The sequence below is a fragment of the Arthrobacter sp. NicSoilB8 genome, from assembly GCF_019977355.1.
In the GTDB taxonomy this organism is placed as follows: Bacteria; Actinomycetota; Actinomycetes; order Actinomycetales; family Micrococcaceae; genus Arthrobacter.
In genome coordinates this window covers 3,911,291-3,934,715 of sequence record NZ_AP024655.1, presented here as the reverse complement: position 1 = coordinate 3,934,715, position 23,425 = coordinate 3,911,291, and the positions used below count along the sequence as shown (strand labels likewise).

Here is a 23,425-nt window from a genome sequence, read left to right as displayed (position 1 = left end):
CTAGCCCCTCCCGCCTCCGCCAAAGCAACGCGGGGTCACTTCGCGCCCATGTTGGGCCCCGACATGGGCGCGATCTGACCCCGCGTTGCTTTGGAAGGCGTTGCTCCGGGCGGCGGGCGGGCATCGGGGCAGGGCCCGAACTGATAATTTGGGACTGTGAATAATCCGGCCGAATTGGTTGTCCCCAAAGTCCAGGCTGCAATTGCCACCGCGTTCGGCGAAGAGTTCCGGCAGGCGGACCCGGTGGTCAGGCCCTCCCAGTTCGCCGACATCCAGATCAACGCCGCCATGGCCCTGGCCAAGAAGGCCGGGCTGCCGCCGCGGGAGGCCGCCGCGAAGATCGTCGAGGCCCTGGACCTGGACGGCATCTGCACCGGCGTGGAAATCTCCGGGCCCGGCTTCATCAACCTGAGCTTCGACGGCACGTGGATCGAGGAACTGCTCAACGCGGAGTCGGCCCAGGCGGCGTCCCCGGCCACGGCGGTCACGCCAGCCGCAAAGCCGCAGCGCGTCGTCGTCGACTATTCCTCCCCGAACGTCGCCAAGGAAATGCACGTCGGCCACCTGCGCACCACGGTGGTGGGGGACAGCCTCGTCAAGGTGCTCGAGGCCCTCGGCGACACCGTGATCCGGCAGAACCACATCGGCGACTGGGGCACTCCCTTCGGCATGCTGATCGAACACTGGCTGGAGATCGGCGAGGACTCCCCGGAAGCCGCGCTGCTGGTCGATGACCCCAGCGCCTTCTACCAGGCCGCCCGGGCCAAGTTCGATTCCTCCGCCACCGACGCGGACGGCTTCGCCACCCGGGCCCGGCTCCGCGTCGTGGCCCTGCAGGGCGGCGACGAGGAGACGTTCGCCGTCTGGCAGCGGCTGGTTGCCCAGTCCAAGCGCTACTTCAATGCCATCTACTCCATGCTGGGCATCAGCCTCACCGACGACCACATCGCTGGCGAAAGCTCCTACGACGCGCATCTGGCACAGCTGTGCCAGGAACTGGAAGAACGCGGCCTCGCCCGGATCAGCGACGGCGCCCTGTGCACCTTCCCCGAGGGCTTTTCGGGCCGCGACGGGCAGCCGCTGCCGCTGATCATCCGCAAGTCCGACGGCGGCTACGGCTACGGCACCACGGACCTCGCCACCATCCGCTACCGGGTCCGCGAGCTCGAGGCCAACCGGGTCCTCTACGTTGTGGGCGCCCCGCAGAACGTCCACCTGCGGATGGTCATGGCCACCGCCCGGGACGCCGGCTGGCTTCCTGACACGGTGGAGGCCGTGCACGTGCAGATCGGCAACGTGCTCGGTGAGGACGGGAAGATCCTCAAATCCCGGTCGGGCGCCCCGGTGAAGCTCATGGCCCTGCTCGAGGAGGCCGTGGACCGCGCCCGCGCCGTCATCGACGCGAGCCGGCCCGAGCTCAGCGACGAGGAACGCGCCGTGACCGCCCGCCAGGTGGGCATCGGCGCCGTCAAGTACGCTGACCTCTCCACCGGCCACGACACCGAGTACGTCTTCGACTTCGACCGCATGCTCGCCCTCAGCGGCAACACAGGGCCCTACGTGCAGTACGCCGCCGCCAGGATCCGCTCCATCCTGCGCAAGGCCGGAGTGCTGGAACTGTTCACCGACGGCGGTTCGCTCGACGGCGGTTCGCCGGATGGCGGTTCGGCCGCCTCCGCCGGTACAACGGCCGCCGGAACTGCCGGAACCCCGACGGCTGCCGGGCCCGCGACGGCGATTGCCGTCGTCGAACCGGCGGAACGCGCGCTGGCCCTGCACCTGCTGGAGTTCGACACCACACTGAACAAGGTGCGGGATTCGCTCGAACCGCACCGGCTCTGCGGCTACCTCTTCGAGCTCGCCCAGCTGTTCACGACCTTCTACGACCAGTGCCCGGTGCTCAAGGCCGAGGAATCCGTCCGGGATTCGCGGCTGGCCCTGTGCGCGCTGGTCCTGCGCCGACTGTCCGGCGGCCTGGAGCTCCTGGGCATCGAGACGCCGGAGAACATGTGAGCCCGGCGGATTCCGCTAACGGGTCGTCGACTGGCGGCAGCCTGTTGGCGGTGGAGGCGGCGCGCATCGCCGTCGACACGTTGCTCGACGCCGGGGTGCGCCACGTGGTGGTGTCCCCGGGGTCGCGCTCCGCGCCCATGGCCTACGCCCTGGCCGAGGCCGAAGCGGCCGGCCGGGTGGAGCTGCTGGTCCGGATCGACGAGCGCTCGGCGGGCTTCACGGCCCTCGGCCTGGCCCTGTCCACCGGTGCCCCGGCCGCCGTCCTCACCACGTCCGGGACCGCCGTCGGAAACCTTTTGCCGGCCGTGATGGAGGCCAACCACGCCGCGGTGCCGCTCGTGGTCCTCTCCGCCGACCGGCCGGAGGAACTCCGCGGAACCGGCGCCAACCAGACCACCGTGCAGCTGGACCTGTTCGGCGAGCACGTCCGCTTCGCCGTCGACGTGCCGGCCGGCAGCGATCCGCGGCGCGCGGTGGAAACCGCCCTCAGCGCCGCCACCGGAGCCTTCGAGGACTCGCCTCCGGGGCCTGTCCAGCTCAACCTGGCCTTCCGCGACCCGCTGGTCCCGGCCGCGGGCGACAGCCTGCCCGCCGCCGGACGCGGCATTTACCGGGCCGCGCGGAACCCCCTCGCGCTGGACTTCCCGGCCGCATCGGCGGCACTGCCGGAGCGGCGCACCGTGGTCCTGGCGGGGCACGACGCCGGGCCGGTCGCCGAGGCATTCGCCCGCGCTCACGGCCTGCCGCTGCTGGCCGAACCGTCGTCGAACGCCCGGTTCGGGCCCAACGCCGTGGGACCTTACCGGCTGCTCATTGAGCACTTCGGCGCGGACTCGGCCCAGCCGATCGAGCGGGCGGTCCTGTTCGGCCGGGCCACACTGTCCCGCCCCGTGAGCGAGCTGCTGGCCCGGGCCGACGTCCCCTCCGCCCTGTACCAGCCCGTCCCGGTGGCCTGGTACGAACCCGGCCGCCGCACCGAACTGCCGCTGGAGACGCTGACAGACCTGGCGGAGTTCGCCGGCCGCGGATCCGCCGCGTGGCTCGATGCCTGGTTGCTGGCCGGCGCCGCCGCGCAGCACGCCGTGGACCTGGTCCTCGCCGCGTCGCCTGCCGCAACCGGCCCGTCCGTCGGCGCCGCGGTCTGGAAGCACGCCCGCGGACAGCTGGTGCTCGGCTCCTCGAACGGGATCCGCGACGTCGATCTCGCCGGGGCGCCGCCGTCAGAACCGCACGCGACCATGTTCGCCAACCGGGGCCTCGCCGGGATCGACGGCACCACGTCCACCGCCACGGGCATCGCGCTCGGCGGACGGCAGGAAACCACGGTCCTGATGGGCGACGTCACGTTCCTGCACGACGCCGGCGGCCTCCTGCTCGGCGCCGGGGAGGCCGAGCCCGAGCTGCGGATCGTGGTGCTCAACGACGCCGGCGGTGCCATCTTCGGGCTCCTGGAGCACGGCGCGGTGGCCACGGCGGGACGCTACGGCAACGCCGTCGAACGCCTCTTCGCCACCCCGCAGCGGGTGGACCTCGCCGCGCTGGCCGCGGCCTACGGCGTGGCGCACCACCGGGTGGGCACGACGGCGGAACTCGCCGAGGCGCTGGCCCGCCCCTTGGAGGGCCGCAGCATCATCGAAGTCAGCACGGACCGGCACCGGCTCGGGGAACTGCACCGCGCCATCCGGGCCGCGGTGGCCACGGCCGTGCAAGGCCTCCCGCAGACGTACTGGCCACGGCCCTCGAAGACGTAGCCCCGGTTTCCATCGGGCACGACGCGCTCCCCACCCGGCGCCGCGCAAATTACCCACCGACGCCCGAATACCCGCGCCTCAGGTAATTCGCGCGTCGCCGAGCGGATCCCGCGTCGCCGGACGGATCCCGTGTCGCCGAACCGATCCCGCGTCGCGGTGGCCACGGCTCTCGCAGACGTAGCCCCGGATTCCGCCGGGCACGACGCGCTCCGTGCCCGGCGCTGCGCAAATTACCCACCGACGCCCGAATACCCGCACGTCAGGTAATTCGCGCGTCGCCGAACGGATCCCGCGTCGCCGGACGGACCCCGCGTCGCCGGACGGACCCCGCGTCGCCGGAGGGGCTGAGCGTCGCCGTGGCCACGTCTCTCGAATAAGTAGCTCTGGTTTCCGCCGGGCACGACGCGCTCCCTGCTCGGCGCTGCGCAAATTGCCCACCGACGCCCGAATACCCGCACGTCAGGTAATCCGCGCGTCGCCAAACGGATCCCGCATCGCCGAACGGAATGCGCGTCGCGGTGGCCACGGCTCTCGCAGACGTAGCCCGGCTTCCGCCGGGCACGACGCGCTCCGTGCCCCGCGATGCGCAAATTGCCCACCGACGCCCGAATACCGGCACGTCAGGTAATTCGCGCGTCGCCGGAAGAGCTGCGCGTCGAGGAAGGGAGTGTGCGTCGCCAACGGATCCCGCGCCGCAGGAGGGGCTGCGCGTCGGGTTTTCCACATCCGGGCGGCCTGGCATGGTGCCGCTGCTCCCTTGCTGGGATCTTCGTTCCATGAGCGACTTACCGAGACTGATCCTGGCCCGCGAGCACGTCCAGCAGGGGCTCACACCGAACGAGCTCGCCAAACGCTGCCGGTCAGGGGCGCTCGTGCGCGTGCGTCAAGGCGTCTACGTCGACGGGTCGGCGTGGCGGGCGCTGCAGCCTTGGGAACAATACCGGCTCCGGGTTAGCGCCGCGGCGGAGTCGTTCACGGCACCGACAGTCTTTGCCAGGCACTCCGCCGCGTCCGTGTGGGGCGTGCCAACGATTGGGCTGCGTCATCCGGTCCATGCGTTGACGCTTCAGAACGGTGGCGGACGCTCGCGTGCGGGAGTGCGGCGGCACTACGCAGCCCCGGACGGTCTGAAGGTGTTCCGGCGCGATGGCCTGCTGGTCACGGGGAGAGTCCGCACGGTGCTGGATCTTGCTGCTTTCACACCGTTTGCCGAAGCTATTGTTCCGTTGGATCATGTGCTCAGGCCGGACGCAGCGCTTGGGTTGCCCCCGCTCTCGAAGGAAAAGCTGCTGGCGGGGGTGGACGGCAATTACACGGCTGCGGCCGCGCGGCGGATCAGGACTGCCGTGGAGTTCGCGGATCCGCGGTCGGGGTCCCCGGGGGAGTCTTACGGCCGCGGGCTCATGTGCGTGGCCGGATTCCAGCCGCCGGAACTTCAGCACGAAGTCCGGGACGACGCCGGTCTCGCGGGCTACACCGACTACTACTGGGACACCGTGCGGCTGGTGGGCGAGTTCGACGGCGAAGAGAAGTATGTGAAGTCCGAATATCTCCGGGGCAGGACCGCGTCGCAGGTGGTCGTGGACGAGAAGGAGCGGGAAAACCGGATCCGGGCCACGGGGCTCCGGGTACTGCGGTGGGTCTGGGCGGACCTCATGGAGCCCGGCCGGCTGGAACGGAAGCTGGCAGCGTTCGGTGTGCCCCGCCGTCGGGCCCGTTCCGCAGCGTGGCCCTGACAGGAAATCTGTCCCACGACGCGCAAATGCCCTGCCGCTACCCGAATACGGGAGCGACAGTGCATTTGCGCATCGGCAGGAAACCTGAGCGTCGGCAGGATACTCCCGCGTCGACCTACAGCACGCGGCTCAGGAACTCCTTGGTGCGCGGGTGCTGCGGGTTGGCGAGGACTTCGCGCGGGTCGCCCGATTCCACCACGACGCCGCCGTCCATGAACGTCAGGCGGTCACCGACTTCGCGGGCGAAGCCGATCTCGTGGGTCACCACGATCATGGTCATGCCGGACTTGGCGAGGTCCTTCATCACGTTCAGGACGTCGCCCACGAGCTCAGGGTCCAGCGCGGAGGTGGGCTCATCGAAAAGCATGAGCTCAGGGTCCATGGCCAGGGCCCGGGCAATAGCAACACGCTGCTGCTGCCCGCCGGAGAGCTGGGAGGGGTAGTGGCCGGCACGGTCACCGAGCCCCACCCGGTCCAGCAGCTCCAGGGCACGCTTCCGGGCCACTGCCTTGGACTGGCCCTTGACCTGGACCGGGGCTTCCATGATGTTCTGCAGCGCCGTCTTGTGCGGGAACAGGTTGAAGCGCTGGAACACCATGCCGATCTCGCGGCGCTGGGCGGCGATTTCCTTGGCCTTCAGGTCATGGAGCCGGCCCTTGACCTCGCGGTAGCCGATCAGCTGGCCGCCCACGGAAATGCGTCCGGCGCTGATGGTCTCGAGCAGGTTCACGCAGCGGAGCATGGTGGACTTGCCGGAACCGGACGGGCCGATCACCACCGACACCTCGCCCTGGTTGACGTTCAGGTCGATGCCGCGCAGCACGTGGTGCTGGCCGTAGTACTTGTGAAGGCCCTCGATCTTTACCAACGGGTTCTCAGTGATGACCGTCATTTCGCCTCCTCCTCGGGGAAGTCCATCTTGAGGGCCGGCTCGGCGTCGGCACTGGGCGCCACCGCCGCGGCAGCCTTGGCGGCAGCGGGGTTGATCGTTGCGGGAGCGCGGTTGTCCACGCCCTTGCCGTAGTAGGCCTCGATGAAGTGCTGGCCCACCATCAGCAGGCTCGTGATGATGAGGTACCAGATGGCCGCCACGATCAGCAGGGGAACCGGCAGGTATGTCCGGTTCGCCAGGGCGTTGGTGGCAAAGGTCAGGTCCAGGGTGAACGGCACGGCCAGGACCAGCGAGGTCGTCTTGAGCATGCCGATGGTTTCGTTCCCGGTGGGCGGCACGATCACTCGCATCGCCTGCGGCAGGATGATCCGCCACATGATCTTGGTCTTGCCCATGCCCAGGGCCTCGGCGGCTTCCATCTGGCCACGGTCCACGGACTTGAGCCCGGCCCGGAAGATTTCCGCCAGGTAGGCGGACTCGTTGAGGCCAAGGCCCAGGATCGCGGCCACAGTGGCCGTGACGACCGTGCTGGTGTCCACGGAAAACATCTCCGGGCCGAACGGTACGCCGGCGCTGATTTTGGGGTAGAGGACCGCGATCAGGCCCCAGAAGATCAACTGGGTGTAGACCGGGGTGCCGCGGAAGAACCAGACCCAGGTCCAGCTGGACCACCGGAATACAGGGTTCTCCGACTGCCGCATGAAGGCCAGGAGGATGGCCAGAATGATGGCCAGGACCATGGAGGCAACCGTCAGGACCAAGGTCCAGGCGACACCCTGGACCACCTTGACGTCCAGGATGTAGGCGCCCACGACGTCCCAGCGGAAGTTGGGGTTCGTGAACAGGCTCTGCAGGAAGATGGCCAAGGCGCCGACAATGATCACGGCGCTGATCCAGCGGCCGGGGTGCCGTACCGGTACTGCTTTATTCAGTACCGGAGCGGCGTGGTTGTCCTGATGGCTGTCCATCTGTGCACCTGATTTTTGATTGGTTGCTGGGATACTCATTAGCCGACAGCCGGGTTGACCTCGGACTTGGTGATGGCGCCGTCGCCGTTACCCCAGCCCTCAAGGATCTTCTTGTACGAACCGTCTTCCATCAGCTTGGTGACGGTCTTCTGGATGACATCTGCCAGGGCGGTGTCGGACTTGGCAACGGCGATGCCCTGCGGTGCGGAGTCATAGACGTCGCCGAGCTTCTCAAGCTGGCCGTTGGTCTGGGTCAGCGCGTAGCCGATGATGGGGGAGTCGGCCGCCATCGCATCGATGCTGCCGTTGACCAGGCGGGTGGTGATGTCCGTCTGGGTCTTGAGCGTCACGATGTTGATGGGCTGCTTGCCCGCGTCGACGCACTTCTTGTTGCGGCCCGAGAGGTCCGGATCTTCCTGGACGGTGCCGGTCTGGACGCCAATGGACTTGCCGCAGAGGTCATCCAGGGAGACCTTCTTCGGGTTGCCCTTCTGCACGGCCCAAGCGGTGCCTGCGTTGAAGTAGCTGACCATGTTCACCGCGGAGAGCCGCTCCGGGTTGATGGTGAAGGAGGAGATCCCGAGGTCGTACTTCGGGCCGAGGGCCGGGAGGATGCCGGTGAATTCGGACGTCTGGACCTGGACCTTCAGGCCGAGTGCGGCGCCGATCGCCTTGGCGATGTCAACGTCGTAGCCCACGGGGGTCTGGCCGTCGGTGCCGAGGAATTCCGCGGGGGCGTAGGAGGTGTCCGAGCCCACGGTCAGGGTGCCCTTTGACTTGATCGCCTCAGGCACCATGGCCGCCAGGGCGTCGTCCTTCTTGACCGTGCTGGGGTCAAAGCTGGCGTTGGCGCTGCCGGACGGCGACGCTGCCCCCTGACCGCCGGTTTCGGATGCGTTGGTGCAGGCCGAAAGGGCCAGGGCGCCGACGGCCAGGACGGCTGCCGTCTTAAGCATGGAATTGCTCAGGAGCGAACGGGGAATCTGCATTTTCTTACCTTTTGTTGCCGGAGGGATGGTAACGAGGCCGGTTATAGTGTAGCGCCGAACATGAGATGTGCGTCACAGAAAACTTTGTTTCACTATTGGATAACTAAACCAGACCCAAAAGCAATATCTCCAGCGCGCGACTTGTCTGTAATCCCGGAATCCACCCGATTTGCCGGCTCCGCCAGCACCGCGGAACCCCCGCCAGCACCACACGCACCGCCTGCCACGGCACAGCGGCATCCCCCGGCACCCACGCCACGGCGGCATCCCACGGCACCCGGCACCCCACGGCACCCGTCGCCGGCGCCGCACGCTAGCTGCTGATGCCCAGGGACTCCAGCATCGGGCGGAACTTGGCCCAGGTCTCGGCGAGCTCGGTCTCGGGCACGGAACCGTCCACTACGCCGCAGCCCGCGTACAGCCGGACCGTATTCGGGGACTCGATGACGGCGCCGCGCAGCGCGATGCCCCACTCGCCGTTGCCGGCCGCGTCGAGCCAGCCGACCGGGCCGGCATAGGGCCCGCGGTCCAGGTGCTCGAGCTTGCGGATGAGTGCGCCGGCCACGGTGGTGGGCGTGCCGCAGACCGCGGCGGTCGGATGCAGCGCGTTGATCAGGGCCAGGCACGTGGGGACGTGGCCTTCCACTTCGGCCAGTTCGGCTTTGACGTCCGAGGCCAGGTGCCAGACATTGGGCAGTTCGAGGATGAACGGTTCGCTGTGCGCGTTCATGGCCTCGGAAAACGGGGCCAGCTGCGTGGTGAGGGACTGGATCGCGATGTCGTGTTCGTGCCGCTGCTTCTCGGAGCCGGCCAGCACGCGCTCGGCGAACTCCATCGGGGAGCCGTCCATGCCGTCGGCGTCGCGGCGGTCCAGGGTGCCGGCCAGGACGCGGGCCTGCGCGGTGCGGCCCTCCACTTGGATCAGCATCTCCGGCGTGGCGCCCACCAGCCCGTCCACGCCGTACGTCCAGCATTCGCGGTACCGTGCGGACAATTCGCGCAGCACCTGAGCGGCATTGACGCCGGTCGGGACGGTGGCCACGACGTCGCGCGCCAGCACCAGCTTCTCCAGGGCCCCGGTCCGGATCTCCCGGACCCCGGCGGCGACGGCGGCCATCCAGTCTTCCTCGCTCAGCGAGCCGGTGTGCAGCGTAGCCCCCACGGCCAGCGGCGAAGGGCGTACGACGGCGCCTCCCGCCCGGGCGGCGCCCGGCACCGGGTCGTCCCCCACAAAGCCGGCCCCCACAAAGCCGGCCCCCGACGTCGGACCGCCCGCCATAGCGCGGCCGGCACCGGCACTGTCACCGGCGCGGCCGGCACCGGCACTGTCACCGGCGCGGCCGGCACCCAGCCAGCGGTCCAGAGCGGCGCGGGCGCCCGCCTCGGTGAGGTCGCCGTCGTCGAGCGTGAGCTGGGTCAGCCAGGCCTGGCCGTCACGGAGGCCCACGACGATTTCGGGGACCAGCAGGCGGGACTCGTGGGCGGACGCTTTGGAGAAGGCGAAGGAGCCGAAGGCCACCGGGCCGGTGCCGGGGCAGTCCACCGCGTCCTCGATGTCCGCCTCCAAGACCAGGTGGCGCCACCAGATGTCCGCTTCCAGGAACCGTTCGGGGCCGGTGGCGGTGAACCGGGCGATCTCACCGAAGCCCACAAGACCGGCCTCGCGGCGGGTCCAGCAGAGGACATCGTCCCGGACCAGAAACGACGGCAGGCCCCCGGGGAAAGTTTCGGCATCGAGGGGGACTGTCAAGGTGCGGAACGTGCTCGTCATGATGGCATAACACTAGCCCGTGATCGCCTCCGCCGTGGATATAGGCGGATATACAAGGGCCGGCAGGGGCTCCACGCCGCGGGACCGGCCGTTGCCGCAGGTGAAAGCGGCGCCCGTTCGTGGGGGAGCCGATCATTTGAGACAATGTCATGGTGAACCGAGCATCCTTGGATAAGCGTCCGGACGAAGTAGCCACGATGTTTGACGACGTCGCCCCCAAATACGACGTCGTCAACGATGTCCTGTCGATGGGGCAGACGCGCCGTTGGCGCAAGGTAGTGGTGGAGGCCGTGGGTGTCTCGGCGGGCCAGCGCGTGCTGGACCTCGCCGCCGGCACGGGCACGTCCAGCGAGCCGTACGCAGACGCCGGCATCAACGTCATCGCCTGCGACTTCTCCCTTGGCATGCTCAAAGTCGGCAAGCGCCGCCGCCCGGACATCGACTTCATCGCCGGGGACGCCACCCGCCTGCCGTTCGCGGACAACACCTTTGACGCGAGCACCATCTCCTTCGGCCTGCGCAACGTCAACGAGCCCAAGAAGGCCCTGGCCGAGATGCTGCGGGTCACCAAGCCCGGCGGCAAGTTGGTCATCGCGGAGTTCTCCCAGCCCGTGGTGCCGCTCTGGCGCACCATGTACACCGAATACCTCATGCGCGCCCTGCCGGCCATCGCCGTGAAGGTCTCGTCCAACCCGGACGCCTACGTCTACCTCGCCGAGTCCATCCGCGCCTGGCCGGACCAGGACCACCTGGCCGCATGGCTGCAGGAGGCCGGCTGGGAATCCGTAACCTACCGCAACCTCAGCGGCGGCATCGTCGCCGTGCACCGCGCCCAGAAGCCGGCTGACCCCGCAACGGGAGCCGCGGGAGCTGCGGCTCTGGCGAACCACACCGGACCCGTGGCCAAGCTGCGCCGCAACATCACCCGGCCCGGGCGTTAGCCGATCGCGTCGTGAATGTACTGATCGTCGGAGCAGGCCCGGCCGGATCCACCGCCGCCTACTACCTCGCCAAGGCCGGCATTGACGTCACGGTCCTGGAGAAAACCAGCTTTCCCCGCGAAAAGGTCTGCGGCGACGGGCTCACGCCCCGCGCCGTCCGGGAGATCCAGAAGCTGGGACTTCCGCATCCCGAAACCGAGGGCTGGCGGCGGAACAAGGGCCTGCGCCTGATCGCCGGCGGCCGCACGATCGAACTGCCCTGGCCCGAGGTCGCCGACTTCCCGCAGTACGGGCTGATCCGGACCCGCCTCGGCTTCGACGAGCAGCTGGCCCGGCACGCCCAGTCCGCGGGCGCCGTCGTGCTGGAACGCCACAGCGTCACCGAAGCCCTGCGCGCCGGGGACGGCCGCGTCACGGGCGTCCGCGCCGCACTGCTCGATGACGCCGGGCGGAAGACGGGCGAAACGCGCGACTTCACCGCCGACGTCGTGCTCGCCGCGGACGGCAACTCGACGCGCACCGCCGTCTCGCTGGGCATCGGCAAGCGTGACGACCGCCCGCTCGGCGTGGCCGTGCGGACCTACTTCACCTCGCCCCGGCACGAGGACGACTGGATGGAAGGCTGGCTCGAGCTTCCCGGCCGTGACGGCAAGCTCCTGCCCGGCTACGGCTGGGTGTTCGGCGTCGGCGACGGCACCTCCAACGTGGGCCTGGGCATCCTGAACTCCTCCAAGGATTTCGGCAAGCTGGACTACAAACAGGTGCTGCGCGAATGGACCGCCGGCATGCCCGCCGAGTGGGGTTTCACCCCGGAGAACCAGGTGGGGGAGATCCGCGGCGCCGCGCTGCCCATGGGCTTCAACCGCACGCCGCACTACTCCCCGGGCCTGCTCCTGCTCGGCGACGCCGGCGGCATGGTGTCCCCGTTCAACGGCGAAGGCATCTCCTACGCCATGGAGTCCGCCCGCTTCGCGGCCGAATTCATTGCCGACGCCGCCGCCAGGTCCGCCTCGGCCGGCTGGACCGCGGACGACGCCGATGCGCACCTTGCGCGGTACGCCGGCTACGTGCAGGAGCAGTGGGGGTCACACTTCACGCTGGGCCGGGCGTTCGCCGCCCTGATCGGCAAGCCGGCCGTGATGAAACTGGCCCTCCGGACGGGCATGCCCATCCCCGTGCTCATGCGGTTTGTGGTGCGGATGCTGGCCAATCTCACCGATCCTGCCGCCAAGGGCTTCGAGGACCGGGTCATCCGGGTCCTGGAATCCCTGGTCCCCGCCACCTCCAACCAGGCCACGCCCACCACGGACAGTGTTCCGCACTCCGGCGCCAACTCCGCGGTTTCCGCAACAAAAAGTTAGGGTTAACCCGTGACCAACTCTGCAGACCAAAGCTGGACGCACGCCGGGCACGGCCTGCCGAGCTCTGAACCCAGCCTCAACACCACTGCCATCGCCACCGGCCTCCAACTGCCGGCAGGCTTCGCGGCCATTGCCGGCGACCCCGAACTGGGCCCCGCGATCACCACCAACCTCGCGCGGGTCGAGAAGAAGCTGCGCGAAGCCATTGCCAACTCCGATCCGCTGGCTGACGCAACGTCGCGTCACCTCGTGGAAGCCGGCGGCAAGCGCATCCGCCCTCTCCTGACCCTCCTGTGCGCCCACCTCGGCGACGCGTCCCTGCCCGCGGTGGTGCAGGCCGCCGTCGTCGTCGAACTGACGCACCTTGCCACCCTGTACCACGACGACGTCATGGACTCCGCGCCGTTCCGCCGCGGTGCGCCCACGGCCCACGAGGTCTGGGGCAACTCCGTCGCCGTGCTGACCGGCGACCTCATCTTTGCGCGCGCCTCCATCCTGGTCTCCGAACTCGGGTCCCGCGCGCTGGGCATCCAGGCGCGGACCTTTGAGCGGCTCTGCCTGGGCCAGCTGCACGAGACCGTGGGCCCCCGGCCGGACGAAGACCCCCTGGCGCACTACCTGTCCGTCATCGCGGACAAGACGGGCTCGCTCGTGGCGGCCTCCGGCCAGCTCGGTGCCATCTTCTCCGGCGCCGACGAGGCCTACGAGTCCCTTCTGGTCGAATACGGCGAGAAGGTGGGCGTCGCCTTCCAGCTCGCCGACGACGTCATCGACGTCACCGGGATCAAGATCAAGTCCGGCAAGTCCCCGGGAACCGACCTGCGAGAAGGCGTCCCCACCCTGCCCGTGCTGCTGCTGCGCAACGCCGCCCGCGACGGCGACCAGTCCGCCGTCGAACTGCTGAAGCTGATCGACGGCGACCTCAGCTCGGACGAGGCCCTGGCCGCCGCCGTGGCCGGCCTCCGGGAACACCCCGTCACCGCGGAGTCCTGGGTGGTGGCGCGCGCGTGGGCCGACGAGGCCATCGCCGCCCTTGCCCCGCTGCCCGAAGGCGTCGTCAAGGCCTCGCTGACCAGCTTCGCCCACGCCGTAGTGGACCGCAGCAGCTAACACTGGTCCCCGCCGTCGCAGGTCCCCGGCCTGCGCTGCTGGGTGCTGCCGCCAGGGTGCTTCCGGATTGCTGATTCTTAAACGGAATGGCCCCGGTTCCTCACAACGTCCGAGTCTTCCGTTGTGCCGAACCGGGGCCATTTCTCCGTTCGCATCAGATCCACCGGAGGCATTTGGTGAACCCAAGAAAGAGACTATGACAGTTTTGTCATGCTGTCTAGCGTTTTTGTAAATTGACTGTCACGGGTTTTCGCTGATGCCGTTTTTTACTCGGACCCTTGGAGGAGTCTCCCCAACTTTTGACCCGGCGGCCACGGAAACGGGCGGGCCACGCCGTGCGGATGCTCCAAAGCCGGGGAGAACCGGCGCCGGAAGTTTCCACATAGGCGCAAACGTAGCTGTCGGAGGGTCCGCTTCGGGACTGTGCTGGGTTCATGGACGTCAACAGTTACCTGCAGTACGCAGGCTCCGTGGCCCGGACCGGAACTCTGCTGCAGGCGGGCTTCTCTGAGCGGAGTATCAGGAACGCGGTCACGGCAGGTGACGTAGTGCGGCTGCGCCACGGAATCGTGGCACTGCCGGGCGCCGGGCCTGATCTGGTTGCCGCGGTGTTGGCCAACGGCCTGTTGTGCTGCGCCTCGGCGGCCCCGCACCACGGGCTGTGGCGGCTCCACCCGCCCGAGCGGCTGCATCTGCTGTGCCGGCACGGCGCGGCCGCCGGTGCAGTAATCCACCGCGGCAGCGTGGTGCCGCCGGAGTTCCCCCGTCCCGTAGCAGGACTCACCGATACCCTGCTTCATGCCCTGCGATGCTTGCCGCCGGTGGAGGCCGCCGTCATGGTGGAGAGTGCCCTGTTGCAGGGACGCACCACACTGGACTACCTCAGGCAGAGGTTGCCCGGTAACCGGAACGGGGCCGCCCGCGCAGTCCTGGAGCTTGTGGACGGCACGGCGGACTCGGCGATTGAAGTCGTTGCCAGGCTCCTCTTCAGGAGCCAGGGAATCTACACCCGGACCCAGGTGGCACTGCCGGGGATCGGCATCGTGGACTTCCTCCTCGAGGGATTCCTGATCGTGGAGATCGACGGGAGCAGCCATCTTGAGCGCGCGCAGGTCAAGAAGGACCGGGGGCGGAACAACGCGAGCACCCTGACGGGCTACGCCGTCCTCCGGTACGGGTATGCCGACGTCGTCTACAACCCGCAGAAGGTCCTTGACGAGGTGTGGCAGGTGCTGCGCGGCCGCGTCATCCGCTGAGTTTCCCCAGGTATGAACGCCCGACGCCGCAGCACGACGGCGTTTCGGCCCGACACTCCGGTGAAGGCCGCCAAACCCGGGGAGAATCGGCGGGCGGGAGGATCGGCGGGCGGGGCGGGCGGCGAGTGGCAGGAGGTGGCGGCAGGGGAGCCGCCGGCGGCCTAGTCGTCGTCCTCGTCGTTGAAGGCCCACTCGAACATGTCGAAGACGAATTCCGAGAAGGTCCCCTCTTCGCTCTTCCACTGGCCGCGGGCGTTGTTGCGGCGGTACACGATCGGATCCGGGACGCTGAGGTCGCCCACGCGGAAGCCCCAGGTGAACTGCTCTTCCTCGTCCTCGAGGAACATCAGGAAGCCCTCATCATCGACTTCGAGCTCTTCGGGGTCCCAGAAGTAGTGGTAGGCCTCCATGAGGTCCTCGCAGCCGCCGATGGCCAGGTAGAACTCGCGCAGCACCAGCGGGATCTCGAACTGGTGTTCGGCGAGGGCGGCGTCGAGCTCCTCGGCCGGGAGGCCATCTTCTTCCTGCCATTCGTCTTCGAGATACTTCGGGACAAGCGCGCGGAATTTCTCGAGGAACATGTCAGTCATGGTCTTATCCTAGCCAATCCCTAGCTGTCGTTTTCCGCTGTGCCCACGCCAAGCCGGTGCCAGCCGCGGACCGCCAGCGGAACGTACCAGTGCCGCCGCCAGGCCGTGACCCGGAAAGCGAAGACAAGGGCCGCGACGGCGCAGGCAGTCACCGCGGTGAAGGTCCCCGTGAGGGACAGGATCACGGTGGACGCCGCCCCGGCGAATGCCGGAAGCGCGTACAGATCCCCGGGGTCGAAGAGCTGCGGCACCTCATTGGCGGTGATGTCCCGCAGCAGGCCGCCGCCCACCGCCGTCGTGACACCCAGCAGGACGGCGGCCACGGGATTCATCCCGGCGGCCAGGGCCTTGAGCGTGCCGGTGATGCAGAACAGGGCCAGCCCGCCGGCGTCGAACAGGATCAGCAGCGAGGTGAAGCGCTGGACACTGGAGAACAGGAAATACACCAGCACCGTGGCAAGCAGCGGCGGCGCCAGGTAGGCCGGGTTGGTGAAGGCCGCGGGCGGGCCCGCGTTGATGATGATGTCGCGAATGACGCCGCCGCCCAGGCTCACCACCGAGGCCAGGAGCAGCGAGCCGATGATGTCGAACTGCTTCCGCGCCGCGAGCAGCGAGCCGGAGACCGCAAAGAAGAACACGCCGGCGAGGTCGAGCCAGACCAGGACAATGCTGAAGGAGAAGGTCACGAAGCGTCCCGGTCGATAACAAGGGGGCGGATAGGGCGGCTCCAAGGTTACGCTAACGGCTATGAATAGCCCCATCCTGATCGCCTGCGCCCACGGCACGTCCAGCCCGCTCGGAGCCGCGGAGGTCCACGCGCTCCGGGACGGCATCGCCGCGCTCCGTCCCGGACTGGACGTCCGCGAGGCCTACGTCGACGTGCAGGATCCGGACCTGCCGGCCGTCGTGGCGGGCCTCCCGGCGGGGGAGACCGCCGTCGTGGTTCCGCTGCTGCTCAGCGTCGGCTACCACGTCAAGGTGGACATCGCCCGGGCCGTCAAGAGCAGGCCGGACACCCTGGCCGCCGAGCCGCTGGGGCCGGATCCGCGGCTCGCTGCGCTGCTGGACCAGCGCCTGCGCGAGGCCGGCGTGACGGACAACGACGCCGTAATCCTCGCCGCCGCCGGGTCCTCGGACCCCAGCGCCTCGGGCAACGTCGAGGAACTTGCCGGACAGCTCCGTGCCCTGCGGTCCAACCGGATCGTGGCCGCCTACGGCGCCTCCGCCAAGCCCTCGGTTCCCGACGCCGTCGCGATGCTCCGCGAGGAGGCCGCCGGCGGTGCCGGCGCGGGGGAGTCGGCCGGCGCGGTGTACCTCGGCGGACGCGTGGTCATCGCCTCCTACCTCCTGGCGCCCGGCTTCTTCCACGACCAGCTGGCCAAAGCCGGCGCGGACCTCGTGACGGCTCCGCTGCTGCCCTCGCCGGTCCTCGCCGAGATCGCCCTGGAACGCTACGACGCCGCGCTCGCCGCAGCCCCAAAGACCAGGGGCTGACGGTCCGGCCGATGCACAGGCGCGCCGCTTCTTCAAGACCTTGCGGCGGTTCGTGACGAAATGTTGCCCTAGGTGACTCAACGTTTCTGACCCTTTGTGACGGCATTACGGCCACCCCTACAGTCGATGCATGACTGATACAGCTCTAGCCGGAGCGTCCACGGACGAGGCTGCCGCCGGCCGCACCAAGCGCCCCTCCCGCCCCGCCGCGAAGCCGCACGGGCAGTGGAAGGTGGACGGCACCGCGCCACTGAACGCCAACGAAACGTGGAAGCAGGAAGACAACGGCCTCAACGTGCGCGAGCGTATCGAGTCCGTTTACGCCAAGCACGGCTTCGATTCGATCGACGGCACGGACCTGCACGGCCGCTTCCGCTGGTGGGGCCTCTACACCCAGCGCAAACCCGGGATCGACGGCGGCAAGACGGCCACGCTTGAGCCGCACGAACTCGAAGACAAATACTTCATGCTCCGTGTCAGGATCGACGGCGGTGCGCTCACCACCGAGCAGCTGCGCGTCATCGGCCAGATCTCCGTGGACTTCGCCCGCGACTCGGCCGACCTCACGGACCGGCAGAACATCCAGCTGCACTGGATCCGGGTGGAAGACATGCCCGAGATCTGGCGCCGGCTCGAGGGCGTGGGGCTGTCCACCACGGAAGCCTGCGGCGACGTCCCCCGCGTGATCCTGGGCTCCCCGGTGGCGGGCATCGCCAAGGACGAGATCATCGATCCCACGCCCCTGATCCAGGAGCTCGCCGAACGCTTCATCGGCGACCCCGAGCTCGCGAACCTGCCGCGCAAATTCAAGACCGCCATCACCGGCCACCCCAGCCAGGACGTGGTGCACGAGATCAACGACGTCGCCCTGGTGGGCCTGGTCCACCCCGAACTCGGCATCGGCTACGACCTCTGGGTGGGCGGCGCGCTCTCCACCAACCCGATGCTGGGCAAGCGCCTCGGCGCCTTCGTCCGGCCGGACCAGGCCGCCGACGTGTGGCTCGGCGTCACCAGCATCTTCCGCGACTACGGCTACCGGCGCATGCGGACCAAGGCGCGCCTGAAGTTCCTGCTGGCCGACTGGGGTCCCGAAAAGTTCCGCCAGGTCCTCGAGGACGAATACCTCGGCTACAAGCTCAGCGACGGCCCCGCCGCGCCCAAGCCCTCCACGCCCGGCGACCACATCGGCGTGCACGAACAGAAGGACGGCAAGTTCTTCATCGGCGCCACCCCGCTGGCCGGACGCCTCTCCGGCGGCCAGCTCGTCAAGCTCGCGGACACCCTCGAAGCCCGCGGCTCACACCGCCTGCGCACCACCCCGCACCAGAAGCTCGTGGTCCTCGACGTGCCCAAGGACCAGGTGGAGGCGCTCGTGGCCGAGCTCGACGCCCTGGGCCTGTCCGCCCGGCCGTCCGTGTTCCGCCGCGGCACCATCGCCTGCACCGGCATCGAGTTCTGCAAGCTCGCCATCGTGGAAACGAAGGTCACGGCGGCGACGGCGGTTGCCGAGCTGGAGCGCCGCCTGGCCGACCTCGCCGAGAGCAAGCAGCTGCCCCAGGCGCTGTCCCTGCACATCAACGGCTGCCCCAACTCCTGCGCCCGGATCCAGACGGCGGACATCGGCCTCAAGGGCATGATGCTCCCCACGCCCGACGGCGACCCCACCCCGGGTTTCCAGGTCCACCTCGGCGGCGGGCTGGCGTCCAACAACCGCGAGGAGGCCGGCCTCGGCCGCACCGTCCGCGGCCTGAAGGTCACGGCCGGCGAGCTGCCCGACTACGTCGAGCGCGTGGTCCGGAAGTTCGTCGCGGACCGCTCCGAAGGCCAGAGCTTTGCCGAGTGGGCATTCGCCGCGGACGAAGGTGATCTCCAGTGACCGCAGCACTCCGCACCCACGAGGAGCTCAAGGCCCTCGCCGAGGCCGGCGCCGCCGAACTCGGCTGGGACGCCCCGGCCCGCGATGTCATCGCCTGGGTGGTCCGCAATTTCGAGCTTCCCGCGGTCGCCGTCGCCTGCTCCATGGCCGACGCCGTCCTGCCGGCCCTCGTCGCGGACCAGCTCCCCGGCGTCGACGTCCTGTTCCTGGAAACCGGGTACCACTTCCCGGAGACGTACGCGACGCGCGACGAGGTCGCGGCCAACCTCCGCGTCAACGTCGTCGACGTCCTGCCGGAGAACACCGTGGAGCAGCAGGACCGGCTCCTGGGCAAGGACCTCTTCGCCCGCGACGCCGCCCAGTGCTGTGCCCTGCGCAAGGTGGCGCCCCTGCGCCGCACCCTCGCCGGCTACGAGCTCTGGTTCACCGGGGTCCGCCGCGACGAGGCTCCCACCCGCACCAACACGCCGCTGATCACCTGGGACGAGGCCAACGGCCTGGTCAAGGTCAACCCGGTGGCCGCCTGGACCTTCGACCAGCTGGTGCAGTACTCCGACGACAACCTCCTGCCCGTCAACCCGCTGCTTTCACAGGGCTACCCGTCCATTGGCTGCCAGCCCTGCACCCGCAAGGTGGCGCCCGGCGATGATCCCCGCGCCGGCCGCTGGGCAGGTACCGACAAGACAGAATGCGGACTACACGTATGAGCACTTTCCTGACTGAGGAGCCCACACAGGTGACCGACGCTCCCGTTTCCACACGCCTTTCCAGCCTGGACACCCTTGAGTCCGAGGCCATCCACATCATCCGCGAGGTGGTTGCCGAGTTCGAGAAGCCCGCGCTGCTGTTCTCCGGCGGCAAGGACTCCGTGGTGATGCTGCACCTGGCCACGAAGGCGTTCTGGCCCGGCAAGGTTCCCTTCCCGGTGCTGCACGTGGACACCGGCCACAACTTTCCCGAGGTCATCGACTTCCGTGACCGCACCGTGGAACGGCTGGGCCTCAAGCTCGTCGTCGGCTCCGTCCAGGAGTTCATCGACTCCGGCGAGCTGGCCGAGCGCGCGGACGGCACCCGCAACCCGCTGCAGACCGTCCCGCTGCTGGATGCGATCCAGCGCAACAAGTTCGACGCCGTGTTCGGCGGCGGCCGCCGGGACGAGGACAAGGCCCGGGCCAAGGAACGGATCCTGAGCCTGCGCGACGAGTTCGGCCAGTGGGACCCCCGCAACCAGCGCCCGGAGCTGTGGAACCTGTACAACGGCCGGCACACCGTGGGCCAGCACGTCCGGGCCTTTCCGATCAGCAACTGGACCGAACTGGACGTCTGGCGCTACATCGAGCGCGAGAACATCGAGCTGCCGGGCCTGTACTACGCCCACGAGCGCGAGGTCTTCGCCCGTGACGGCATGTGGCGCGCCGTGGGCGAGGTTTCCCAGCCGCGCGACACCGAGGAAGTCATCACCAAGACGGTCCGGTACCGGACCGTCGGCGACATGTCCTGCACCGGCGCCGTGGAATCGGCCGCCGCCACCGTGCGCGACGTCGTCATTGAGGTTGCCGCCTCCACCATCACCGAACGTGGCGCCACCCGGGCCGATGACCGCATCTCCGAGGCCGCCATGGAAGACCGCAAGAAGGACGGCTATTTCTAATGAGCACCGACATCGACACCGCCCGCGCGGCGGCCCTTCTTGACGAGGCCCCCCTCGCGCACGCTTCGCTGTTCCGCTTCGCCACCGCCGGCTCCGTCGACGACGGCAAGTCCACCCTGGTGGGCCGGCTCCTGCACGACTCGAAGGCGATCCTCGCCGACCAGCTCGATGCCGTCGCCCGCACCTCCGCGGACCGCGGCTTCGGCGGCTCCGGGGCCACAGGCACGCAAGCGATCGACCTCGCCCTGCTGACCGACGGCCTGCGTGCCGAGCGCGAGCAGGGCATCACCATCGACGTCGCCTACCGCTACTTCGCCACGGACCGCCGCAGCTTCATCCTCGCGGACTGCCCCGGGCACGTGCAGTACACCAAGAACACGGTGACCGGCGCGTCCACCGCGGACGCCGTCGTCGTGCTCATCGACGCCCGCAAGGGTGTCCTGGAGCAGACCCGCCGGCACCTGTCCGTGCTGCAGCTGCTGCGCGTGGCGCACGTGATCGTCGCCGTGAACAAGATCGACCTCGTGGACTTCAGCGAGGACGTGTTCCGCGAGATCGAGGCGGACGTGCAGCAGGTCGGCCGCGAGCTGGGCCTCGGCCGTGACGACTCAAATACAGGCGTGATCACGGATCTTTTCGTCATCCCGGTGTCCGCGCTCGACGGCGACAACGTCGTGGACCGCTCGGACCGCACCCCCTGGTACGACGGTCCGGCGCTGCTGGAGGTCCTGGAGACCCTGCCGGCCGCCGACGAACTCGAAAGCCACCTGGAAAGCTTCCGCTTCCCGGTCCAGCTGGTCGTCCGGCCGCAGGGCGCACTGGCTCCCGACGCCGTCGCCGGCGGCCTGGACCCCGAGGCGTACCGCGACTACCGCGCCTATGCAGGCCAGATCACCGAGGGCTCCGTGAAGGTGGGGGACCAGGTCAGCGTCCTGACGCCGGGCCAGGCCCCGCGCACCACCACCGTCACCGGAATCGACTTCGCCGGCCTCGAGCTCGCCGAGGCGGCCGCCCCGCAGTCCGTGGCGCTGCGCCTGGCCGACGAGTTCGACGTCGCCCGCGGTGACACGATCGCGGCCGCCGGAACCGTGCGCGAATCCTCGGCCGACGTCTACGCCGCGCTGTGCTGGCTCTCGCCCAAGCCGCTCCGCGAGGGCGCCAAGGTGCTGGTCAAGCACGGCACCCGCACGGTCCAGGCCCTGGTCCGGAACGTGACGGGCAAGCTGGACCTCGCCAGCTTCCGGCTGGAGCCCACTACGACGCTGGAACTGAACGACATCGGGCATGCGCAGCTCCGGCTTGCCGCCCCGCTTCCGCTGGAGAACTACCTGCACCACCGCCGCACCGGCGCGTTCCTGGTGATCGACCCGCTCGACGGCAACACCCTCGCGGCCGGACTGGTCAACGACCACCCGGGCGACCACGAGGACGAGCGCTACTCGATCTAGGCGCTTCCAGTACTACGTCTCCACGGGCGCAGCCTGTTTCCCGGCCCGCAGCCATATGCCGCGGGTCCGGAAACAGGCTGCCGTCTTTTGGGTCCGAATATGACGCTGCATGAACTCGCGTGACCCCCGGTTTCCGGGCCGTTGAACCGCGTTTATGACACTCCCTATGGTGAATGAATGAAGACAACGGAACGGATCCACGGCTCCCCCCGCAGGAACCGCCAGGGGCGATGTCGCCGGCGCTGACCATCTCGCCCGGCAATTCCGCACGCACCCCAGAACAGGACTTCACCCCATGTCACGCACCCCCGAGAACCCCACACCCGGCTCGCAGCCGGGAAGCCAGCCCGGCAGCCAGCCCGGCACCACCCGGATCGTTGCCGGCGAGACCGGCAAGCCCAAGCGCAAGCGCACCCTGGAGATCGCCCTGGCCGCCGGGCTGGTGCTCCTGATCGGGGCCGGTGCCGCGGTGGCGTCCTCGCTGTCCCGCAGCCCGGAGGCGGCGCCGGTGGTGGCCGCCGCGGACACCGGTCCGGCCGCCGAGCTGCGGCTGGGTTACTTCGGGAACATCACGCACGGCGCGGCCCTGGTCGGTGTCAGCCGGGGGCTGATCGCGAAGGAGCTGGGCCAGACGAAGCTGAGCACGCAGGTCTTCAACGCCGGCCCGGCCGCGATCGAGGCCCTCAACGCCGGCGCGATCGACGCGACCTACATCGGCCCGAACCCGGCGATCAACTCCTACGTCAAGAGCAACGGCCAGTCCGTCAGCATCATCGCCGGCGCCGCGGCCGGCGGGGCGCAGCTGGTGGTCCGGCCGGGCATCAACACGGCCGCGGATCTGAAGGGCACGACGCTGGCCTCCCCGCAGCTGGGCGGGACCCAGGACGTGGCCCTGCGGGCCTGGCTCGGCAATCAGGGGTTCAAGACCTCCACCGACGGCGGCGGCGACGTCGCGATCAACCCCACCGAGAACGCCCAGACCCTGAAACTGTTCCAGGACGGCAAGCTCGACGGGGCGTGGCTGCCGGAGCCCTGGGCCTCGCGGCTGGTCCTGCAGGCCGGGGCGAAGGTCCTGGTCGATGAGAAGGACCTGTGGGACGGTTCACTGTCTGGCAAGCCCGGCGAGTTCCCCACGACGGTCCTGATCGTGAACAAGAAGTTCGCGGCCGAGCACCCGGCCACCGTGCAGGCGCTGCTGAAGGGCCACGCCGAATCCGTGGACTGGCTCAACACGGCCCCGGCCGGGGAGAAGGCCACGGTCCTCAACGGCGCGCTGAAGGCAGCGTCCGGCTCGGCGCTGCCGGCGGACGTGATCGACCGGTCCCTGAAGAACATTGTCTTCACGATCGACCCGCTCGCCGGGACGTACAAGAAGCTGCTGCAGGACGGCGTCGACGCCGGCACCACCAAGCAGGCCGACATCAACGGCATCTTCGACCTCACGGCCCTCAACAGCGTTCTCGGCGAGACCGCGGCCGGGCAGAAGATCTCCGCCCAGGGCCTCGGCAAGGACTAGCTCCTTGGCCTCCAGCCATTAGCCACAACAGTTCCGCCACAGCAGTTCCGCCACAACAGTAA

Annotated in this window: 19 protein-coding genes; 13 read left to right on the top strand and 6 right to left on the bottom strand. The window is 69.0% G+C overall.

The annotated features are described in order from the left end of the window. Positions 1 to 156 precede the first annotated feature (156 nt). From argS to LDO15_RS17715, 3 genes are all read left to right on the top strand, one after another. A complete protein-coding gene (gene argS / locus LDO15_RS17725; protein ID WP_223980603.1) occupies positions 157 to 2,013 on the top strand; it encodes an arginine--tRNA ligase in 1,857 nt (618 codons plus the stop codon). Then, positions 2,010 to 3,764 (top strand): 2-succinyl-5-enolpyruvyl-6-hydroxy-3-cyclohexene-1-carboxylic-acid synthase, encoded by a 1,755-nt coding sequence (gene menD / locus LDO15_RS17720; RefSeq protein ID WP_223980601.1) that lies wholly within the window; start codon positions 2,010 to 2,012, stop codon positions 3,762 to 3,764. The genes argS and menD overlap by 4 nt, the downstream gene beginning before the upstream one ends. A 776-nt stretch (positions 3,765 to 4,540) precedes the next feature. After that, positions 4,541 to 5,500 carry a hypothetical protein gene (locus LDO15_RS17715; RefSeq protein WP_223980600.1) on the top strand — a complete coding sequence of 320 codons (960 nt, stop codon included), beginning with the start codon at positions 4,541 to 4,543 and terminating at the stop codon, positions 5,498 to 5,500. A gap of 115 nt (positions 5,501 to 5,615) precedes the next feature. Here the strand turns inward: LDO15_RS17715 and LDO15_RS17710 are convergent, their stop codons facing one another. From LDO15_RS17710 to LDO15_RS17695, 4 genes are all read right to left on the bottom strand, one after another. After that, complete coding sequence (locus LDO15_RS17710; RefSeq protein ID WP_276572929.1) at positions 5,616 to 6,392, bottom strand: amino acid ABC transporter ATP-binding protein; 777 nt, start codon at positions 6,390 to 6,392, stop codon at positions 5,616 to 5,618. Then, positions 6,389 to 7,360, bottom strand: a complete 972-nt coding sequence (locus tag LDO15_RS17705) for an amino acid ABC transporter permease (protein ID WP_223980598.1) — start codon at positions 7,358 to 7,360, stop codon at positions 6,389 to 6,391. The genes LDO15_RS17710 and LDO15_RS17705 overlap by 4 nt, the downstream gene beginning before the upstream one ends. A 38-nt stretch (positions 7,361 to 7,398) precedes the next feature. Next, on the bottom strand, positions 7,399 to 8,349 hold the full coding sequence (locus tag LDO15_RS17700; RefSeq protein WP_223980596.1) for an ABC transporter substrate-binding protein: 951 nt from the start codon (positions 8,347 to 8,349) through the stop codon (positions 7,399 to 7,401). Positions 8,350 to 8,662: 313 nt separating this feature from the next. Beyond that, entirely contained in the window at positions 8,663 to 10,120 is a 1,458-nt protein-coding gene (locus tag LDO15_RS17695) for an isochorismate synthase (protein ID WP_223980594.1), read from the bottom strand. A gap of 152 nt (positions 10,121 to 10,272) precedes the next feature. On the opposite strand from LDO15_RS17695, the gene LDO15_RS17690 reads away from it, so the two are divergent. The 4 genes from LDO15_RS17690 (at position 10,273) to LDO15_RS17675 (ending at position 14,788) form a co-directional block, all read left to right on the top strand. Beyond that, a complete protein-coding gene (locus LDO15_RS17690) occupies positions 10,273 to 11,061 on the top strand; it encodes a demethylmenaquinone methyltransferase (RefSeq protein WP_223980591.1) in 789 nt (262 codons plus the stop codon). An 11-nt stretch (positions 11,062 to 11,072) separates the two neighbouring features. Next, positions 11,073 to 12,422, top strand: coding sequence for a geranylgeranyl reductase family protein (locus LDO15_RS17685; protein WP_223980588.1), 1,350 nt, complete (start codon positions 11,073 to 11,075; stop codon positions 12,420 to 12,422). 9 nt (positions 12,423 to 12,431) lie between these two features. Further along, the gene (locus LDO15_RS17680; RefSeq protein ID WP_223980584.1) at positions 12,432 to 13,532 is read left to right on the top strand and encodes a polyprenyl synthetase family protein; all 1,101 of its coding nucleotides are present in this window, start codon (positions 12,432 to 12,434) and stop codon (positions 13,530 to 13,532) included. A 434-nt stretch (positions 13,533 to 13,966) separates the two neighbouring features. Next, the gene (locus tag LDO15_RS17675) at positions 13,967 to 14,788 is read left to right on the top strand and encodes a type IV toxin-antitoxin system AbiEi family antitoxin domain-containing protein (protein ID WP_223980581.1); all 822 of its coding nucleotides are present in this window, start codon (positions 13,967 to 13,969) and stop codon (positions 14,786 to 14,788) included. A 161-nt stretch (positions 14,789 to 14,949) separates the two neighbouring features. Here LDO15_RS17675 and LDO15_RS17670 read toward each other — a convergent pair whose 3' ends face one another. Both LDO15_RS17670 and LDO15_RS17665 read right to left on the bottom strand, forming a co-directional pair. Beyond that, a complete protein-coding gene (locus LDO15_RS17670) occupies positions 14,950 to 15,378 on the bottom strand; it encodes a hypothetical protein (RefSeq protein WP_223980578.1) in 429 nt (142 codons plus the stop codon). 20 nt (positions 15,379 to 15,398) lie between these two features. Further along, positions 15,399 to 16,064 (bottom strand): trimeric intracellular cation channel family protein, encoded by a 666-nt coding sequence (locus LDO15_RS17665; RefSeq protein ID WP_223980576.1) that lies wholly within the window; start codon positions 16,062 to 16,064, stop codon positions 15,399 to 15,401. Positions 16,065 to 16,125: 61 nt separating this feature from the next. Here LDO15_RS17665 and LDO15_RS17660 point away from each other — a divergent pair, with 61 nt between their 5' ends. From LDO15_RS17660 to LDO15_RS17635, 6 genes are all read left to right on the top strand, one after another. Continuing rightward, positions 16,126 to 16,872, top strand: a complete 747-nt coding sequence (locus LDO15_RS17660; RefSeq protein ID WP_223980574.1) for a CbiX/SirB N-terminal domain-containing protein — start codon at positions 16,126 to 16,128, stop codon at positions 16,870 to 16,872. A 130-nt stretch (positions 16,873 to 17,002) separates the two neighbouring features. After that, entirely contained in the window at positions 17,003 to 18,748 is a 1,746-nt protein-coding gene (locus LDO15_RS17655; protein ID WP_223980571.1) for a nitrite/sulfite reductase, read from the top strand. Further along, complete coding sequence (locus LDO15_RS17650; protein WP_223980568.1) at positions 18,745 to 19,455, top strand: phosphoadenylyl-sulfate reductase; 711 nt, start codon at positions 18,745 to 18,747, stop codon at positions 19,453 to 19,455. Before LDO15_RS17655 ends, LDO15_RS17650 begins: the two co-directional genes overlap by 4 nt. Then, positions 19,452 to 20,399, top strand: a complete 948-nt coding sequence (cysD, locus tag LDO15_RS17645; protein ID WP_223980565.1) for a sulfate adenylyltransferase subunit CysD — start codon at positions 19,452 to 19,454, stop codon at positions 20,397 to 20,399. The genes LDO15_RS17650 and cysD overlap by 4 nt, the downstream gene beginning before the upstream one ends. Further along, positions 20,399 to 21,847, top strand: coding sequence for a GTP-binding protein (locus LDO15_RS17640; RefSeq protein WP_223980562.1), 1,449 nt, complete (start codon positions 20,399 to 20,401; stop codon positions 21,845 to 21,847). The genes cysD and LDO15_RS17640 overlap by 1 nt, the downstream gene beginning before the upstream one ends. Positions 21,848 to 22,142: 295 nt before the next feature. After that, the gene (locus LDO15_RS17635; protein WP_223980559.1) at positions 22,143 to 23,363 is read left to right on the top strand and encodes an ABC transporter substrate-binding protein; all 1,221 of its coding nucleotides are present in this window, start codon (positions 22,143 to 22,145) and stop codon (positions 23,361 to 23,363) included. Positions 23,364 to 23,425 lie beyond the last annotated feature (62 nt).

Coding starts and splice junctions, on each gene's coding strand:
- LDO15_RS17715 (WP_223980600.1), top strand. CDS start 4,541: ATGAGCGACTTACCGAGACTGATCCTGGCCCGCGAGCACGTCCAGCAG.
- LDO15_RS17710 (WP_276572929.1), bottom strand. CDS start 6,392: ATGACGGTCATCACTGAGAACCCGTTGGTAAAGATCGAGGGCCTTCAC.
- LDO15_RS17705 (WP_223980598.1), bottom strand. CDS start 7,360: ATGGACAGCCATCAGGACAACCACGCCGCTCCGGTACTGAATAAAGCA.
- LDO15_RS17700 (WP_223980596.1), bottom strand. CDS start 8,349: ATGCAGATTCCCCGTTCGCTCCTGAGCAATTCCATGCTTAAGACGGCA.
- LDO15_RS17695 (WP_223980594.1), bottom strand. CDS start 10,120: ATGACGAGCACGTTCCGCACCTTGACAGTCCCCCTCGATGCCGAAACT.
- LDO15_RS17675 (WP_223980581.1), top strand. CDS start 13,967: ATGGACGTCAACAGTTACCTGCAGTACGCAGGCTCCGTGGCCCGGACC.
- LDO15_RS17670 (WP_223980578.1), bottom strand. CDS start 15,378: ATGACTGACATGTTCCTCGAGAAATTCCGCGCGCTTGTCCCGAAGTAT.
- LDO15_RS17660 (WP_223980574.1), top strand. CDS start 16,126: ATGAATAGCCCCATCCTGATCGCCTGCGCCCACGGCACGTCCAGCCCG.
- LDO15_RS17655 (WP_223980571.1), top strand. CDS start 17,003: ATGACTGATACAGCTCTAGCCGGAGCGTCCACGGACGAGGCTGCCGCC.
- cysD (WP_223980565.1), top strand. CDS start 19,452: ATGAGCACTTTCCTGACTGAGGAGCCCACACAGGTGACCGACGCTCCC.
- LDO15_RS17640 (WP_223980562.1), top strand. CDS start 20,399: ATGAGCACCGACATCGACACCGCCCGCGCGGCGGCCCTTCTTGACGAG.
- LDO15_RS17635 (WP_223980559.1), top strand. CDS start 22,143: ATGTCACGCACCCCCGAGAACCCCACACCCGGCTCGCAGCCGGGAAGC.